Origin of the sequence: Leptospira barantonii, from assembly GCF_002811925.1 — a bacterium.
GTDB classification, from domain to species: Bacteria; Spirochaetota; Leptospiria; order Leptospirales; family Leptospiraceae; genus Leptospira; species Leptospira barantonii.
In genome coordinates this window covers 22,188-37,884 of the sequence record NZ_NPDS01000006.1, presented here as the reverse complement: position 1 = coordinate 37,884, position 15,697 = coordinate 22,188, and the positions used below count along the sequence as shown (strand labels likewise).

Annotated in this window: 14 protein-coding genes; 6 read left to right on the top strand and 8 right to left on the bottom strand. The window is 43.1% G+C overall.

The genetic code is table 11. The features are described from left to right. Nucleotides 1-5: 5 nt before the first annotated feature. A complete protein-coding gene (gene metK, locus CH367_RS13650) occupies nucleotides 6-1,166 on the bottom strand; it encodes a methionine adenosyltransferase (RefSeq protein ID WP_100763067.1) in 1,161 nt (386 codons plus the stop codon). Between the two features lie 188 nt (nucleotides 1,167-1,354). On the opposite strand from metK, the gene CH367_RS13640 reads away from it, so the two are divergent. The 4 genes from CH367_RS13640 to CH367_RS13620 all read left to right on the top strand — a co-directional run bounded on the left by CH367_RS13640 (nucleotide 1,355) and on the right by CH367_RS13620 (nucleotide 7,480). Further along, nucleotides 1,355-1,753, top strand: coding sequence for a ParB N-terminal domain-containing protein (locus CH367_RS13640; protein ID WP_010574461.1), 399 nt, complete (start codon nucleotides 1,355-1,357; stop codon nucleotides 1,751-1,753). A 223-nt stretch (nucleotides 1,754-1,976) separates the two neighbouring features. Beyond that, a complete protein-coding gene (gene lipL32 / locus CH367_RS13635; protein WP_100763066.1) occupies nucleotides 1,977-2,795 on the top strand; it encodes a major surface lipoprotein LipL32 in 819 nt (272 codons plus the stop codon). A 339-nt stretch (nucleotides 2,796-3,134) separates the two neighbouring features. Beyond that, nucleotides 3,135-4,895 (top strand): acyl-CoA dehydrogenase family protein, encoded by a 1,761-nt coding sequence (locus CH367_RS13630; protein ID WP_100763065.1) that lies wholly within the window; start codon nucleotides 3,135-3,137, stop codon nucleotides 4,893-4,895. A gap of 266 nt (nucleotides 4,896-5,161) precedes the next feature. Continuing rightward, a complete protein-coding gene (locus tag CH367_RS13620; RefSeq protein WP_100763063.1) occupies nucleotides 5,162-7,480 on the top strand; it encodes a SpoIIE family protein phosphatase in 2,319 nt (772 codons plus the stop codon). On the opposite strand, the gene CH367_RS13615 is transcribed toward CH367_RS13620, so the two are convergent. Next, a complete protein-coding gene (locus tag CH367_RS13615) occupies nucleotides 7,448-8,107 on the bottom strand; it encodes an oxidoreductase (RefSeq protein ID WP_100763062.1) in 660 nt (219 codons plus the stop codon). The two genes, CH367_RS13620 and CH367_RS13615, sit on opposite strands and share 33 nt — an antisense overlap. A gap of 185 nt (nucleotides 8,108-8,292) precedes the next feature. On the opposite strand from CH367_RS13615, the gene CH367_RS13610 reads away from it, so the two are divergent. After that, nucleotides 8,293-9,576 carry an adenylate/guanylate cyclase domain-containing protein gene (locus CH367_RS13610; RefSeq protein ID WP_244284577.1) on the top strand — a complete coding sequence of 428 codons (1,284 nt, stop codon included), beginning with the start codon at nucleotides 8,293-8,295 and terminating at the stop codon, nucleotides 9,574-9,576. A 94-nt stretch (nucleotides 9,577-9,670) separates the two neighbouring features. On the opposite strand, the gene CH367_RS13605 is transcribed toward CH367_RS13610, so the two are convergent. The 6 genes from CH367_RS13605 to CH367_RS13580 all read right to left on the bottom strand — a co-directional run bounded on the left by CH367_RS13605 (nucleotide 9,671) and on the right by CH367_RS13580 (nucleotide 15,187). Beyond that, nucleotides 9,671-10,156, bottom strand: a complete 486-nt coding sequence (locus CH367_RS13605; RefSeq protein ID WP_100763060.1) for a hypothetical protein — start codon at nucleotides 10,154-10,156, stop codon at nucleotides 9,671-9,673. Nucleotides 10,157-10,420: 264 nt separating this feature from the next. Then, nucleotides 10,421-11,020, bottom strand: coding sequence for a HEAT repeat domain-containing protein (locus tag CH367_RS13600; RefSeq protein ID WP_100763059.1), 600 nt, complete (start codon nucleotides 11,018-11,020; stop codon nucleotides 10,421-10,423). After that, on the bottom strand, nucleotides 11,021-11,335 hold the full coding sequence (locus tag CH367_RS21015) for a hypothetical protein (RefSeq protein WP_244284576.1): 315 nt from the start codon (nucleotides 11,333-11,335) through the stop codon (nucleotides 11,021-11,023). It lies immediately after the preceding gene. A 141-nt stretch (nucleotides 11,336-11,476) separates the two neighbouring features. Beyond that, a complete protein-coding gene (locus CH367_RS13590) occupies nucleotides 11,477-11,821 on the bottom strand; it encodes an Mpo1-like protein (protein ID WP_100763058.1) in 345 nt (114 codons plus the stop codon). 70 nt (nucleotides 11,822-11,891) lie between these two features. Then, nucleotides 11,892-13,523, bottom strand: coding sequence for a TPR end-of-group domain-containing protein (locus CH367_RS13585; protein ID WP_100763057.1), 1,632 nt, complete (start codon nucleotides 13,521-13,523; stop codon nucleotides 11,892-11,894). A gap of 143 nt (nucleotides 13,524-13,666) precedes the next feature. After that, nucleotides 13,667-15,187: a deoxyribodipyrimidine photolyase gene (locus CH367_RS13580; RefSeq protein ID WP_100763056.1), complete on the bottom strand. Its 1,521-nt coding sequence runs from the start codon at nucleotides 15,185-15,187 to the stop codon at nucleotides 13,667-13,669. Nucleotides 15,188-15,396: 209 nt separating this feature from the next. On the opposite strand from CH367_RS13580, the gene groES reads away from it, so the two are divergent. Further along, nucleotides 15,397-15,687, top strand: a complete 291-nt coding sequence (groES, locus tag CH367_RS13575) for a co-chaperone GroES (protein ID WP_010574451.1) — start codon at nucleotides 15,397-15,399, stop codon at nucleotides 15,685-15,687. Nucleotides 15,688-15,697 lie beyond the last annotated feature (10 nt).

Sequence of the window (15,697 nt, the reverse complement as noted above, 5' to 3'; positions counted from 1 at the left end):
TTATCTTATCCCTTTAACGCCGCGGCTTTGTCAGTTTCTTCCCAGGTGAAAGTGGAACCTTTTCTTCCGAAGTGACCGTAAGAAGCGGTTTCTCTATACTTTCTTCCTTTTTCGAGAAGTTTGAGAGATTCGATGATTCCGCGAGGAGTCAGTTTGAAGTTCGCGCGGATTCTTTTTACCAATTCGTCTTCGGAAATTTTTCCGGTTCCGAAAGTGTCTACGTGAACGGAAACAGGTTCCGCAACGCCGATCGCGTATGCAAGTTGAACCTCACATTTGTCCGCAAGACCGGAAGCTACAACGTTCTTCGCGATATAACGTCCCATATACGCCGCAGAACGGTCCACTTTGGAAGGATCCTTACCGGAGAATGCTCCTCCTCCGTGTCTTCCGTATCCACCGTAAGTGTCTACGATGATCTTTCTTCCGGTAAGACCCGCATCTCCGTGCGGACCACCGACGATGAACTGACCGGTAGGGTTGATGAAATATTTCGTATTTACGAGAAGATTCGCAGGAATCACCTTCTTGATACATTCTTCGATCAAGGATTCTTCGATTTGTTTATGAGTTACATCGGGAGAATGTTGTGTGGAAATCACCACGGTGTCGATACGAACCGGTTTTCCGTCCTTGTATTCGACGGTTACTTGGGATTTTGCATCCGGTCTTAAGAATTTCAGTTTATTTCCGTGTCTGAGTCCCGCTAAATGTTTTACCAATTCGTGAGAATAGTAGATCGGCATCGGCATGAGTTCCGGAGTTTCGTTGATCGCAAAACCGAACATCAAACCTTGATCCCCGGCTCCTTGTTCTTTAAAAAGACCCTCTCCCTCGGTCACCCCTTGAGAGATGTCCGGGCTTTGAGCGTGAACGTGAGCGGAAACAACCGCGAAGTCCGCGTCGAATCCCATCGTAATATCGTTATAACCGATATCTCGGATTACGTTTCTTGCGATTTCCTGAGCGTCTACCTTCCCCTTACTTGTAATTTCACCTGCGATCACGACCAAATTCGTAGTCACTAAGGTTTCACAAGCAACTCGAGATTTTGGATCCTGCTCCAGATAAGCATCTAGAATTGCGTCGGAAATTTGGTCACAGACCTTATCCGGGTGGCCTTCGCCGACCGATTCCGAAGTAAAAATAAAATCTTTTAAAGACATCTGTTCTTCCTGATGGGTGAAAATTGACGGGAAGGTCCAAAGGAAACCCGCTCTGATCCCAAAAACCTGCGGATTCCTTCAGTGTCAAGAAGATCCAAACTATGTTCCCTGCGGGTTCTAGAACAAATTGAACGATTTAGATCAGAATTGAATTGAAGCAGAGACCCGCCGAATATTTTTGATAAACAATGAAAATTCGAGTTTCGGACATCAAAGTTAAGAATCGCATCCGCAAAGATCTCGGGGATCTCCGCCCTCTCAAAGAATCCATACAGAAACTGGGGCTTTTGCATCCTATCTTGATCGATCTAGACAACACCTTGATCTCCGGAGAAAGAAGACTCGAAAGTGTAAAGATTCTCGGTTGGGAATACGTGGATGTTCGGATCGTGGATATTCGGAATAAAAAAGAAAGAGTTCAGATGGAAGCCGAGGAAAACAATATTCGTTTAGAATTTACTTCCGAGGAACAGGATCGAGTCCAAGAGCTCTTGAAACGATATTCATACACAACCATCTTTGGGAGAATCTTTGCTTGGATTTTAGATCTGCTCGATTGGTTGAAGCGGTTTTTTCAGAAAAAATAAGTTTCCTGGTAAGAATCGGATCGATTCTTCTTTGAAAAAATTCTCAGGCCAAAATGAAGAGCCATTCGGGCTTGGGAACAAACGACGAAAATTCATGCTCAATCTCACTCCCTATTTATCAAATAGAACTCAAAACGCCCACTTTCAGGCAAAAAATTATTCAATATTGATTTACAAAAAGTTCGTGAATCCATACCGTGATTTTCCTAACTAAGGAGAGTCTATGAAAAAACTTTCGATTTTGGCTGTCTCCGTTGCACTCTTTGCAAGCATTACCGCTTGTGGTGCTTTCGGTGGACTTCCAAGCCTAAAAAGCTCTTTTGTACTGAGCGAGAGTACAATCCCAGGGACAAATGAAACTGTGAAAACACTTCTTCCCTACGGGACTGTAATCCATTACTATGGATACATCAAGCCAGGACAAGCGCCGGACGGTTTAGTCGATGGAAGCAAAAAAGCATACTACCTCTACGTTTGGGTACCAGCTGTGATCGCTGAAATGGGAGTTCGTATGATTTCCCCAACAGGCGAAATCGGTGAGCCAGGCGACGGAGATTTAGTAAGTGACGCTTTCAAAGCGGCAACTCCAGAAGAAAAATCAATGCCAAGTTGGTTTGATACCTGGATTCGTGTTGAAAGAATGTCTGCGATTATGCCTGACCAAATCGCAAAAGCTGCGAAAGGAAAAGCACTTCAGAAGCTTGACGACGATGATGACGGAGATGATACTTACAAAGAAGAGAGACATGCAAAATATAACTCTCTTACAAGAATTACCATCCCTAATCCTCCAAAATCTTTTGACGAACTGAAAAGTATCGATACTAAAAAACTTTTAGTAAGAGGTCTTTACAGAATCGCTTTCACTACCTACAAACCAGGTGAAGTGAAAGGATCTTTCGTTGCATCAGTTGGTCTGCTCTTCCCACCAGGTATTCCAGGTGTGAGCCCACTGATTCACTCAAATCCTGAAGAACTGCAAAAACAAGCAGTAGCAGCTGAAGAGTCTTTGAAAAAAGCCGCAGCTGACGCAACTAAGTAATCTACTTAGAGCTTAAACAGTTCATTAAGGTGAAAAGCCACCGAAAGGTGGCTTTTTTATTTCCATTTCCTTCCGAAGAATTTTTCCCCTTCTAAATCCGGTTGATTCTACTTGCAAAGTCCCTATTTTATAGGATAAAATCGAAACCTAGTTTCCAAACAACGAACACGACGAGGGTTTTCTATTTCCATTCTCCTGAGAATGGAAGATCTCGGAAATCGGAACCGTTCGTCTAAACGCTGTTCGATACGAAGAATTTCGGTTTTCACGGATTCTACGCGCGTTCTCTGTGGTTAAGAAACTAAAACAACCTGAACAAAAGTTCACAAAGGAATTGAAATGATCGAGAATAATTACTTTTTAGAAAATCAAGACTTGCAGGAAAACTTTCAGTCCATCGTAGACTGGAAAGAGATCATAGACGGTTTCGAAGGGGATTTCGAAGATCATAAGGAATATCAAAAAAACGGTAAGGATTCCCTGGCAATGGCGCCCGGTTCCTACGAAGACGCATTAGAATATTATAAATCTATATTGGAGTCCGGAGGTGATATCGCCGGAAAACAGATCGCCCCTCTCGCAAAGGACATGGACGTGGAAGGTCTGAAATATTCTTCCGGGAAAGTCACTTTTCCCGAGTCCATGGTGAAAGCGGTCAATCAGGTGAAAGACGCGGGAATTCTTCCTTACAGCATCGGCAGAAAACACGGAGGACTTGGAATCCCTGCGACGGTTCAAACGATGATGATGGAATTATTCTCCAGAGCCGACGGTTCCTTTGCGATCACATTGGGTTGTTTGAATCTCGCCGAAACGATCGAACGATTCGGTTCCAAGGAAATGATCGAAGAATACGTTCCTAAAATGGCAAACGGAGAAATTTTCGGCGCGATGGCGCTTACGGAACCGAACTACGGATCGGATCTTCCGAATCTTCAAACCAAAGCGATCAAGGACGCGAACGGAGTTTGGCGTCTAACGGGCGCTAAACGATTCATCACGCACGGTTGCGGTTTCGGGGAAATTCCCGCGGTCATCTTAACACTCGCAAGAACCGGAACTCCTACAAGCGGAGCGAGAGGCCTTTCCTTTTTCTTGGTAAAAAGTTCGGACGTGTTTATCGCCGGAATCGAAAAGAAAATGGGGCTTCATTGTTCTCCCACCTGCGAGGTCGTTTACGAAAACAGCCCCGGGGTTCTGATCGGAGAAGAAGGTTACGGTTTGGTTCGTTATTCCATGGCGATGATGAACGGCGCAAGACTTTCGATCGCGGCACAAGCGATGGGAATCGCAACCGCGGCTTATATGGAGGCGAAAAAATACGCTTCCGAAAGAGAACAGTTCGGTAAAACGATTCAGAACATTCCCGCAGTCAGAAAGATGCTTTCTTCGATGGATCGCGAAATCGCCGGGATGAGAGCGATTCTTATGGAAGCTTCTCGTTCCATCGATCTTTACCATTGGAAATCGGAACGTTTGAAAGAACACGGAGTCGACGAAAAAGAAATCCGTAAGGACGAAACGATCAAAAAATGGGAAAAACTGGCCAACCTGTTTACTCCATTATCAAAGTATTATATTACGGAACTTGCAAATAAGATCGCATACGACGGTCTTCAGATCCACGGAGGAGCCGGATTCACATACGACTACGACATCTCCAGGATCTACAGAGACGTAAGAATCACGAACATCTACGAAGGAACCACACAACTTCAGGTTGTAGCCGCGATCGGAGGAATCGTTTCCGGAATGTCCGCAAAAGGACATTTGCGTCAATACTTCGAGGAAGAATTTTCCAAAATCGGCGGGGGTTCCTCGTTGTTAAACGAAAACAAGGACGCTCTGGAAAAGATCGTAGAAGCCTACTCCGCGATCGAAAATTCTTCTTTGAGAGACGAGGTAGCTTTCGAAGTAGTTCAATCCACGGCGAGAATTTTGATCGGCCTTCTTATGGAAAGAGGAGCTTCCCGTCAAAAAGGAGAGAAAAAGGATAAGAGAGACATTCTTGCAAAAGAATACAACTTGGAGTCCAAGGCGATTCTTCTTTCCAATATCGTTACGATCGAGAACCGCCAGTCTCAATTGACTTTCGCGTAAGATCCTATAAACGTTCGATAAAAGTTCTCCGAATTCGATCCTTTTCGGATTCGGAGAACTCTTTCGGGCCGTGCGCGTTTCCCGTTTCAGCTTCTTTTTTCGTAAATTCCCAAAAATCAAAACCTTGCTTTCGAAGGATTCACTCCGTTCGATCGTCTCATTTTTTTATTTCCTAAGCTCAATTTCTTTTAAAAAGAAGTTGGAAACAAATCGCATCCGTGTTGGATCGTTGCTACAAACCCATTTCGATTCGGATAAAATGAACAATGGTTTACAAAACGTTCGACTTTCTTTTTGAACTGATTTATAAAAAAGTATCTTATACGTTTGCCGTCGCGGTGTTCGCATTAACCGGAGCGTATTTCGGTGCGTTTTACGCGTATATTTTCGGTTCTTCCGTGATTCCGGATTTTACGGCGGAGAATCATAAAGAAGTCTTTTTCGTTTTTATCGTTACTACATTCACCGCTTCGATCGGACACAGCATTCAATACGGACTTTTGGCAAAAATTTCTTCTCCCGGAATCGAACGATCGATTCAAAAAATCAATACGTTCATCCACCCGAACGTAACCTTACGTCACAAGAACACGCTGGAACTCGAATCACTTTTACGTTTTTTGATCCAACTCCCCAAACACAATATGCTCGCGTCTTTGGGTTATGCGAGTTTCGTTTTTCTAAGCGTTTTGATTACGCACTTCCTGAGCAAAAAACCCGCTTGGGAATTGATCTATATATTTCTGGGTTGGAGCGTTGCGGTTTTTGTATATTGCGGTTTTTCATATATCATAACCGATTATTTCACGGGACCGAAACGCGTTGAGATCAAGATCATTCTCGCCAAAAAAAACGTACGAATCAATAAGGAACACGGAATTCTTAGCTTAAAAGGAAAGTTCGTTTTTCTTTTAACCCTGATTCTTCTTTCTCTCACGATTCTTTCCGTTTTTATCTCCTTCGGGAATTCCACTCCGATCACGATCGGCGTTTTTATCTTTATGACGTTTTTGGAAAGTTCCCTTTTGACGTTTTTGTATTTTCAATCGATCAATCTCACCTTGGATCAGATCAACCTTTCCGCAAAAAATCTCGCGTTAGGCGGAACTGGTTCCCTTCCCCTTCTTTCCATCGATAGGGAGTTCATTCGTTTTGCGGAGAATTTCGAAAAGGCGGCGTCCGAGGTCGGAAAGATCCGCGACAATCTGCAACAACTCGTGGACGAAAAAACTTCCGAACTTAGAAACTCGCTGGACGTTGTGGAAAAACTCAAATCGCAACAGGACGGGGATTACTTTCTCACTTCTCTTTTGATCCAACCCTTAAGCCTGAACAAATCCAACGGCGATAAAGTACATGTAGATTTTCTAATGAAGCAAAAGAAAACATTCGTCTTTCACGGAAAGGAAAACGATATCGGCGGCGATATTTGTATCGCGAAAAGCGTTTCTTTACGAAACCGTGATTATACGGTTTTTTTAAACGCGGACGCGATGGGAAAATCGTTACAAGGAGCGGGAGGAGCTCTCGTTTTGGGCGCGGCGGTTCAATCGATCTTGGAAAGAACGGTCGTGGTCGAATCCGTAAAACAACTCTACGCGGAACGTTGGCTCAAAAACGCATTCTTAGAATTGCATAGACTTTTCGAAGGTTTCGATTGTTCCATGCTCGTTTCCCTTGTGATGGGATTGATCGACGACAAAACCGGACTCGTATATTACATAAACGCCGAACATCCTTGGTCCGTTCTTTACAGGGACGGAAACGCGGAGTTCATCGAGAAATCGGGACTGTTCCGCAAATTAGGAACCCCATTTTCCGACGAGGCGTTTCAGATCCGCACGTTTCAGTTGAAGACGGGCGACGTTCTCATCTTAGGTTCGGACGGAAGAGACGATATAGAAATCGATTCGGAGAACGGTCATCGAGTCATAAACGAGGACGAATCCTTATTTTTAAAACATGTGGAGAATGGAAAAGGAAAACTGGAAAGTATCTATGAATCCATTCTCACCAAGGGAAAACTCACGGACGATTTTTCTTTATTACGACTTTCTTATAAAGAAAACGAAACCTCCGTATCCAGGGCGATCCGAAAAGAATCTCTGGATCTTTTGAGAAAGGCAAAGACGTTCGTTAAGGAAAAGAATTTCGATTCCGCGATTTCCTCTTTGGAAGACGCTTTAAAAATACATCCGGACTCGGCTGAAATACGAAGGGATTTAATCCGACTTCATTTTAGAAATAAGGATTATAAAAACGCGGCTTCCATTTTAAACGAATACATAGAGGATTATCCGGGTGACACCGATATGATTTATCTCGCATCGTATTGTTTTAAGAAGAATCAAGAACTCGGCAAGGCGATCGACATGGCGGAAAGAATTCGTCTTCGAAACCCGGGACATCCGTCCAACCTCGTTCAACTCGCGGAACTGTATCTGAAGGTAGGAAACATTTCCAAGTCCGAGAAAATTCTTTCCTTTGCGAAAAGCGCGGATCCGGATTCGAAAGGGTTATCCGATCTTACCGAATCCTTAAAGAAAGAAAAATCAATTTCCGCCAACGGATTCGATCCGGTCTGATTCTAAAATACGAACTCCGGCCGGTTCTTTTTGTGCGATGGAAATCATAGCTTTCGCAACCGTTCTTCCGTGGATCGATCTGTATTTTCTCGTTCCACCGAGTAAAAACGGATTTATGATTTTTGCAAAAAATTGACCAACCGCTTCACCGGTTCGGGCCTCTTCTCTTTCCCCTTCGAGAAGAGAAGGTCTAAAAATTCCGAGAAAAGGAAAACCGATTCCTTCCAAGTCTCTTTCGACTTCACCCTTGACCCGATTGTAAAACACGAACGACTTCACGTCGGCGCCGAGTGCCGTGACGACAAGAAAGGATCGCGCGCCTTTTTCTTTGGTCAACTTCGCGATCTTCAACACATATTCGTAATCCACTTTTTTGAAATTCTCCTGACTACCCGCCTTGGAGATCGTGGTTCCCAAACTGCAGAAGACGTCCGTAATTCCTTTCGGAATGGAAGAAGCGGATAACGTGTCATAATCGGAGACGATTTCGTCCGCACCTTGAACGCTCCCCGGCTTTCGAACCAATGCATACACTTTACTATAATTGCCGGAAGACTTTAATTCTTCCAAAAGATATTTCCCGATGAGCCCAGTCGCTCCCGCGACTAAGGCAACTTTTTCAGCCATAACGAATCATTCTCCCCGAGATTTGCGAAAAGAATGTCCGCATCCCTTATTTATGAAAGAATTTTTTTCAAAACGACCCCGACTTCTCGGAAAGAATTGATCTGAGATCCGTAAATTTCTATCCTAACCCTGTGAATCTTTTCCGATCGATCAAAAAAGCGCTTCAAACGTTGGATAGAAAATCCATGCCCGACTCCGTTTTGGAGGTTCTCAAAGCCGAGGAAAGAAACGGAATCATCATCACCAATTATTTTCGATATCTGATCGCTTTGTTTTTTTTGGTTCAGATCATCGTAAACGTTCGTAGCGGCGACAGCGAATTCAATCTGATCGCGTTCGGCGTTTATATCATTTTAACTTTTTCTCATACGATCGTGATCCGAGTCTGCCCTCCCTCTATCGTCAGCGTTTTCAATTACGTTACCTTGTTCGCCGAATACATTCTCATCCTCGGAGTTCTTCTTTTTTATACGTTTACGGTTAAGAATGTGGATCTGGGTTTTGCGCTTAAGAATTCGATCAATCTATTCTTTCTTTTTCCGATCATCTATTCTCTGCTTCAGTTTAGAATTCGTTTTGTTTTTATCGGTTTGTTTCTTTTTTATACGATCTACTTTACGATTCTTTGGATCGCGGTTTCCACAAATCAAATCACTTATACGAAGGACTGGGGAGAATACGTCAGCGGTCCGGCCGTGTTGATCGAAGACGCGATCGCGGGCAAACCCGGTTTGTATTTTTGTTTTGCGATTATGATTTCGATGGGTATCTTTCGAACGGTTTCCATGGTACGAAGAATCGGAATCGCGGAAGGTCAAAAGACCGAACTGTCCCGTTACTTTTCTCCGAAGATCGTAAACGAGATGATGGAAAACCCCGGAACACTTCAGAGTGGGAATCGTCAGATCGTCAGCATTCTTTTTTTGGATATCAGAAACTTTACAGCCATGTCCGAGAACATGGACCCTAAGGAACTCGGAGAGCTTCTATCAGAATTTCGTAAAATTATGATGGAATGTGTTTTTGAAAACAACGGAACCTTGGACAAATATATCGGAGACGCGGTGATGGCGACTTTCGGTACTCCACATCCTTCCCCTTCCGCAGAAGTCGATGCGCGTAACGCGGTCGGTTGCGGAGTCATCATGCAAAAACGTCTTGCGGAATGGAATCTCTTACGCAAATCCGAGGGTAAAACTCCGATCGCGATCGGAATCGGAATTCATACAGGAGAAGTTTTTGCCGGAAACATCGGAAGCGATCTTCACAGAGAATATTCCGTCATCGGTGACGCGGTCAACACCGCGTCCCGCATCGAATCGCTCTGTAAGGTTTTGAAAAAATCCTTTTTGATTTCGAAAGAAACGATGGAACTACTCGGCGGTAAGTATACCCTCAATCGAATGCCTCGTGTCAAGGTCAAAGGCAAAGAAGAACCATTACAAGTTTATGAAGTGATGTGGGGTTAATTTGCACCCCATAGGAAGCAAATTAAGCTAAAGCGAAGCGACAGCCTTTGCGAAGCAAAGAAATGCGATCCACAGAGAGCAACGCACATCTCCCTCAATACGAACCGTTTTGAAGGGAATAAACTTTCCGAATCAGATTCTTAACTTCGAAAAATTCTCCCGAAGAATATATCAAAGCGTCGGATTTTTTTGCGAGATGCGCTTCCAAAGAATCGACGACCCGCCAATCCTCCTCTTTTATACTGACGGGATCGACTTCCACAACGAACATCTGAACGGATTTAAGAACTTGATCCAAAACTTTCTTTACGGGTGCGCTTACGGGTTCCCCGTCTAGGACCTCTAAAATTTCCCGTTTTGTTTCCGTAAAAATCTCGTGTTTGTCCGGATAAAACGAAACGATAAACGGTTTCTTTTTCGGTTTATAATGGATTTCCAGATCAAAGGAACCCGACGAGGACGGATTCCGTTTGTATTTCGGATCGGGTTCCCAATAGGATCCCTCTTCCAAAAATTCCTCGATGTCTTTGGGTTCAACGCGGGGATTCTTTTTACAAAATAGAAAAATAGAAACGCTCATGATTTTGTTTTAGAAATTTGAAATTCTACTCGAATACGTAACATTTCTAAAACGTAAGTTTGAACCCAAAAAACGGAAATGTTCCGACAAAATCTTGGTTTTTTGATTGAGAATATTAGAATTTTCTGATAAAGGGAAGTTATCCGAAATTTCCCACAAGGCCCACCACCGCCACCCAAATTCGGGCGGGGGCCGCCTTTGTCTATCAGTATAAAATCGTAGGAACTGCGACAAAATCCTGGTCCACCTTTCCTTAGAGGCGGGCTAGCGAGTTTTAACTCCGAGCATTCGACTTCGCATTAAATCTACAAATGCCAAAATTGTTTTTTCATCAGGATCACAATTCTCGTCCTGTTTCATCAAAAGACAAAATTTCCCGTAAGCCAAAAAATTTTCCGAAGACCACATGAATTCTTTCGGTAGCAAAGCCAAGGAAGCGGCAAGTCGAACTCCAAACTGCGAATCGTCCAAGGCGTACATCAACGTTTCCCGATCCGATTCGTTTTTGGAATAACCGAGAAAAAGCGCCGCCCGAATTCTTACTTTTGGATTCGGATCTTTCAAAAGAACTTCGCGCAAAATTGGTCGATAAAACACGATCTCACTCAAAGATTCCTCGTATCCGTAAGCATGAGCGCCTAAACCGAACGCCACTATGGACCGAGACGAATCATCGAAAGAATCCATTCTCCATCGGGAAAGAAGATATTGAGGACGATACCAAAACCAAACAACGGATAAAAGAACGGTCACAACCGCAAGGATCCATTTTATTTTTACGGAAACACGAACTAAGATCACGATACAAAAAACGAGCATCGCTAAAAACGGAAATGAGAATAGAAGTTTCTCTTCAATCATCATTCAGTCGAAGCTCGCCGCAAGCACGGTCATACCTTCGATAACGAGAGAATGAACGGCCACAAATGTTGCAAATCCGATCCACGGATAATATTTAGATTCCCGGAAAAAAAGACGGATAAGAATCAATAAGATCGTCGTAGGTAGCAAGCCGATCAAAAAGAACGTTCCGAAATAGAGTAAAAAAAGGGAAACGTTTAAAAACATCGGATCTTGAAATTCAGGAGATGATTTCGAAAAGATTCGCAGAATGCAAGCGACGCATAAGGAAGTTGTGGAGAATTTTAGATAATCGAATATCGGATGGGTTGGCTTCACAATTGGAAACGGCTCACCGGGGAATTCAGGTTCGCAAAGACAATCTGAATATCAGAATTTTATAAACTTTGAATATTCTATCGCTTAAAAGATTCTTCAACGAAATAGAATCCAATCGAAATCCGGATTGTCTTTTTAGGATTATTTCTTACCGATCTTGTCGAGTTCCTTACCGATTTGTCCGGTGAGAATATAAAAATACATCAACCAATCGCCCATAAAGGATTTAAAAGGGTAAGTGAAAGTTGCGGGACGATTTTTCTCCACGAAGAAATGCCCGATCCAAGCGAAGAAATAGCCGGAAAACAAGGCCGCTAAAATGTAATACGGATTGAGATTGATGATTGCGGTCAAAATCCAACCGATCGCAATCGAAGTACCCACGAAGTGAAGCCCGCGGTTCACCGGATGAGAATGTTCTCCCAAGTAAAAGGGCCAGAATTCCTTAAAAGTTGTATATGTTTTTGGAGCCGCATCGGTTGTCATAATCGTTCATCCTCTTTTCTCCGATTTTACCGATTCCTGTTTTAAAAATCAAGTCATTTGAACAAGACGCCTAACTTCGATTTGAATGCTCTTGGTAATACTTTTTGAATAAGGTCGAAAATCGTTCCTCTCTTCGAAGCGGATCAAAGTCCGTTTCGTTTAAGATATCCTCTTTTTTGGCTCCCCTTTCCATAGCGAGTTTAAGAAAAAAATAAGCGGACTCGAAGTTCCCCATCGTCGTGTAGATACACGCAAGATTTCGCGCCAGCCTTTCCGCTACGATCCGAACCGCGCCGTTCTCTCGAACGATGGGCAGAAATTTTTTCTCGAGAAGATTTAGAAATTTACGATTGATCTCATCGTTCGAATGAATCAGACAGAGTGCGTTCGCAAACAATTCCTCGTACGCCTTTCGATCCAAATATCCCCAGGAAGGTTTTAGCAGATCCAAACGATTCGAATAAACCTGAATCAAAGCCCGACCCGATTCGATTTCTCTTTTTTTAAGCAAGGAAAGAAGAGCGTCGTTCATAACGGCGAAAATATTACTTTTATAAATATCCAAAGCGTATCCGCCTTGGTCGATCTTATGAAACTCGAGATGAAACCGATGAAAGTCATCGGATGCGATCGCAGACTTCATACGTTCGATCGTATTTTGAAACCCGTTCAGAGCATCGTTTCTTTCTTCGATCAAAGCGATCATGGATCGAATCTGCCCGTTCCCAAGTTCGGAGGAAGAATTTAAAATCTTAGAAAGATCTTTCAACTTAGAAGGATAAGAATCGCAAAAAGTTTCGATCCAGTTTAGAGCTTCTTCGTTGTTTCTTTGGATCAACCCGAGAATCAAAACTTTCAACAACTCGAAGTTTCCATCTTTCAAAGAAGAGGATAGGACAGAAAAACTTTGTCTCGCGTGTTCCAGATACCAATTGGGATGGTTCGAGGAGACTTTCGCCTTCAGGTCGGCTTGTTTGGCAACCGAAATCATAACCTCAAAATCGGTGATCGAGGATTCGACTTCGTTTAACAAAAATCCGTTCACACTTTTATAGGACAAACACTCGATCTTTCCGCAGATCACGGAATAGACGTCAAGCAAGGGTTGTTCCGCTTCGAGCAAAATCTTTTCGCACAACCTGGCAGTTTCCCGATGATCCTCGGATTCAAAACTTTTCTTTACGGATGAAAGTCTCTCTTGAAAAAATTCGCTCGCGTAGACAACGTAAGGAAACTCATTCCACAACTCATATAAATCCCAAATGTCTTTTCCTTCCTCAATCGGTTCCCACTGAGAACACAAATATCGAACGGGATCTTTGGAAATATCTTTCCAACCCGTATCGGGAAACAGATAGGATTGTTCGTGTTCGTCGTCCCAACTCGCAAACGTTTGCAGGGAAGGAATCCATACAAAAATTTGGCCGTCGAAAATTCCTTCGTCATTGTAATCACAATCGGCCAAACTCAGAGCTTCACAAATATACCTTCCGTTGTGTTTATGTTTCGGTTCCTTACGTAACTTTTCCGGATTTTTAGTTTCGTTCAAATAGGTAAGTTGAACCGCACAAAGACTTTCTCCTCCCAAACGCAAACGACCGGCGACTTTTGTATCAAAGAATTTTTCCGTAAGAAGATCTTCGATCGCTTCGTCAGGAAGTCGAAATCGATTTTTCAATTCTTCGGCCGTAAACTGGGACATGAAACTTTCCTTAAAACGGCATCGGATTTAAAAAACTTCCTTCGCTCGTTCTAATAGAATTATAGTTCCTCATCGAGAACTTGTATAGTCAGACAATCAATCAAACTATAATATGATTCTTCCGTATTTATTTTAGAATCCGATCAAAGAGTGGGTTCTTCCAAGGATCTGATGTAATCAAAGTAGGACTGCAGTTTGAATTTTTTCTTCGTGGAATCCGATGACATATAACGGATATTTCCGAACACATCCCGTTCCGGAAACCAAGGCCGATCAAACAAACCGAAACACCAAAGAATTCCCGTATAAGAATTCGGATCCCTTCCGTCATACGCGTATTTGTTGTTGAAATCCTCGAGAATTTCAAACGCCGTTTCGTAATCGGCGGTCCACTCGATCACCTTTTTTCCCCAGAGCATTCTCAAATAATTGTGCATAGTGCCAGTCAAAACGAGTTCCTTCTGCGCCGCATTCCAAACCGCGTCATGTGTCACCGCATTCTCCAGTTGATTTTTCGTATAAAGAAAAGGGCGCGAATCGCGTCTGTGAAAATCCAAATTCTTTTGAATCCAATCGGGAAGGATTCTCAAATCCTTGTTAAACGAAGGTTTCTTCCAAAACATCAGAAAACCCACGTCCCTCCAAGTAACGAGTTCGTCCAAAAAAGAATTCACGTTATCGTTCGGATGGAAATAACCTTCCTTTCTGTTTTTGTTTTCGGGCACGATCACGCCGGGATCCCAGGGTTCGTCCAAGTCCCAATTCAAAACCGCACTGACAACTTCTTCCTGTGAAATATGACCGAAGTGAAGATACGGAGACAAAAGAGAAGAATACGAATCCTTCGGAGATTTCGGTTGGCTTCTCAGTTCCGCATAACCTTCGATTCCTCGTTTCAAAAAATTTCCGAGAAGTTTCAGACCTTCCGCTCTTCCTCCGATTTTTCCCTCGACGGGAAGAATATTCGAAAAAATAAAATTAAATTTTTTGCATATATCCTCGATCGATTCCGGATTTCCGTCGAACCAGGAAATTTGATTCAGGGGAGAATTCGGATTCTCCAGAAGCCAAGAACTTCCCTTTTCACGATACGGCTTTTCGGGTTTTGAGGAGGACCTGAACTTCCATGCTTCCGGAAAAAGTTTATGAACTCTCGGTCTTAAGATTCTCGCGGCGGACGCAAATTCTCCGTAAAGGGAAAGAGGTATGATGGAATTGGAATCTACCGCGAGAAGTTTACATTCTACTTTTTCGGATACGTGTTCGAGCATCGCGGGAATGATATACGCGGGATAATCATCGGTAACGATCAGCGCCGCATTCGAAGCGATTTTTCCCAAAACCTCCGAAATCGGATTTTCGATCGTTTCCACAAAGGCTCGATAATGAAGTCCGAGTTTTTTTGCGTCTTTCGCATTGGAACACATTCCTTCCAAGATAAACTTGTGAAGTCTGGGAGAACTCCACGGATAATCCATCTTTACGGGTTCGTAGATCAGAAGTTCTTTCTTGTATTTTTTAGAAAGATGAATCGCATAATCCAAGGAATGATTCCAGGCAAACCTTCTCGCCATGGACATCCAATAGAGAATATACGGTTTTTCCTCGAGAATCGGCTTCTGATTTAGATCTTTGACTCGAACGAGATTTTCTTTCGAAAACATGATTTCCTTGGGGACGAATTTTCCTTAGACGCACTCGGAATCGATCTGTTTTGAAAAATGTTCCGTTTTCCATTCTTTCTTCGGATTGTATTTTAGCACTCTCCCGTCCAAAGTGCTTGACCGTTTTGGTGTGAATTTTTTTAATGAAAAACTATACAAGCACTCTTCTTCACAAAGTGCTAAATCACATTATTGCAAGGAGTTAGTCTATGGCATCGATTAAACCTCTGGGTGACAGAGTCCTCGTAGAACCAAGACAGGAAGCCGAGGAAAAGATCGGTAGCATTTTCGTTCCTGATACGGCAAAAGAAAAACCTCAAGAAGGAAAAGTCGTCGAAGTCGGAAGCGGCAAATATGAAGACGGGAAACTCGTTCCTCTCGAAGTTAAAGTAGGCGATACCGTCCTTTACGGAAAATATTCCGGAACTGAAATTAAATCCGAAGGCAAAGAATACCTCATCATCCGTGAGAGCGATATTCTCGCCGTTGTTAAAAAATAATTTAGGAGTG

What these genes read in the sequence shown, in the direction of transcription:
- CH367_RS13600 (WP_100763059.1), bottom strand. Translation starts at nt 11,020, where the DNA reads ATGATGATTGAAGAGAAACTTCTATTCTCATTTCCGTTTTTAGCGATG.
- CH367_RS13615 (WP_100763062.1), bottom strand. Translation starts at nt 8,107, where the DNA reads ATGGCTGAAAAAGTTGCCTTAGTCGCGGGAGCGACTGGGCTCATCGGG.
- CH367_RS13580 (WP_100763056.1), bottom strand. Translation starts at nt 15,187, where the DNA reads ATGTTTTCGAAAGAAAATCTCGTTCGAGTCAAAGATCTAAATCAGAAG.
- metK (WP_100763067.1), bottom strand. Translation starts at nt 1,166, where the DNA reads ATGTCTTTAAAAGATTTTATTTTTACTTCGGAATCGGTCGGCGAAGGC.
- CH367_RS13605 (WP_100763060.1), bottom strand. Translation starts at nt 10,156, where the DNA reads ATGAGCGTTTCTATTTTTCTATTTTGTAAAAAGAATCCCCGCGTTGAA.
- CH367_RS13610 (WP_244284577.1), top strand. Translation starts at nt 8,293, where the DNA reads ATGCCCGACTCCGTTTTGGAGGTTCTCAAAGCCGAGGAAAGAAACGGA.
- CH367_RS13620 (WP_100763063.1), top strand. Translation starts at nt 5,162, where the DNA reads ATGGTTTACAAAACGTTCGACTTTCTTTTTGAACTGATTTATAAAAAA.
- lipL32 (WP_100763066.1), top strand. Translation starts at nt 1,977, where the DNA reads ATGAAAAAACTTTCGATTTTGGCTGTCTCCGTTGCACTCTTTGCAAGC.
- CH367_RS13640 (WP_010574461.1), top strand. Translation starts at nt 1,355, where the DNA reads ATGAAAATTCGAGTTTCGGACATCAAAGTTAAGAATCGCATCCGCAAA.
- CH367_RS13585 (WP_100763057.1), bottom strand. Translation starts at nt 13,523, where the DNA reads ATGTCCCAGTTTACGGCCGAAGAATTGAAAAATCGATTTCGACTTCCT.
- CH367_RS13630 (WP_100763065.1), top strand. Translation starts at nt 3,135, where the DNA reads ATGATCGAGAATAATTACTTTTTAGAAAATCAAGACTTGCAGGAAAAC.
- CH367_RS13590 (WP_100763058.1), bottom strand. Translation starts at nt 11,821, where the DNA reads ATGACAACCGATGCGGCTCCAAAAACATATACAACTTTTAAGGAATTC.
- groES (WP_010574451.1), top strand. Translation starts at nt 15,397, where the DNA reads ATGGCATCGATTAAACCTCTGGGTGACAGAGTCCTCGTAGAACCAAGA.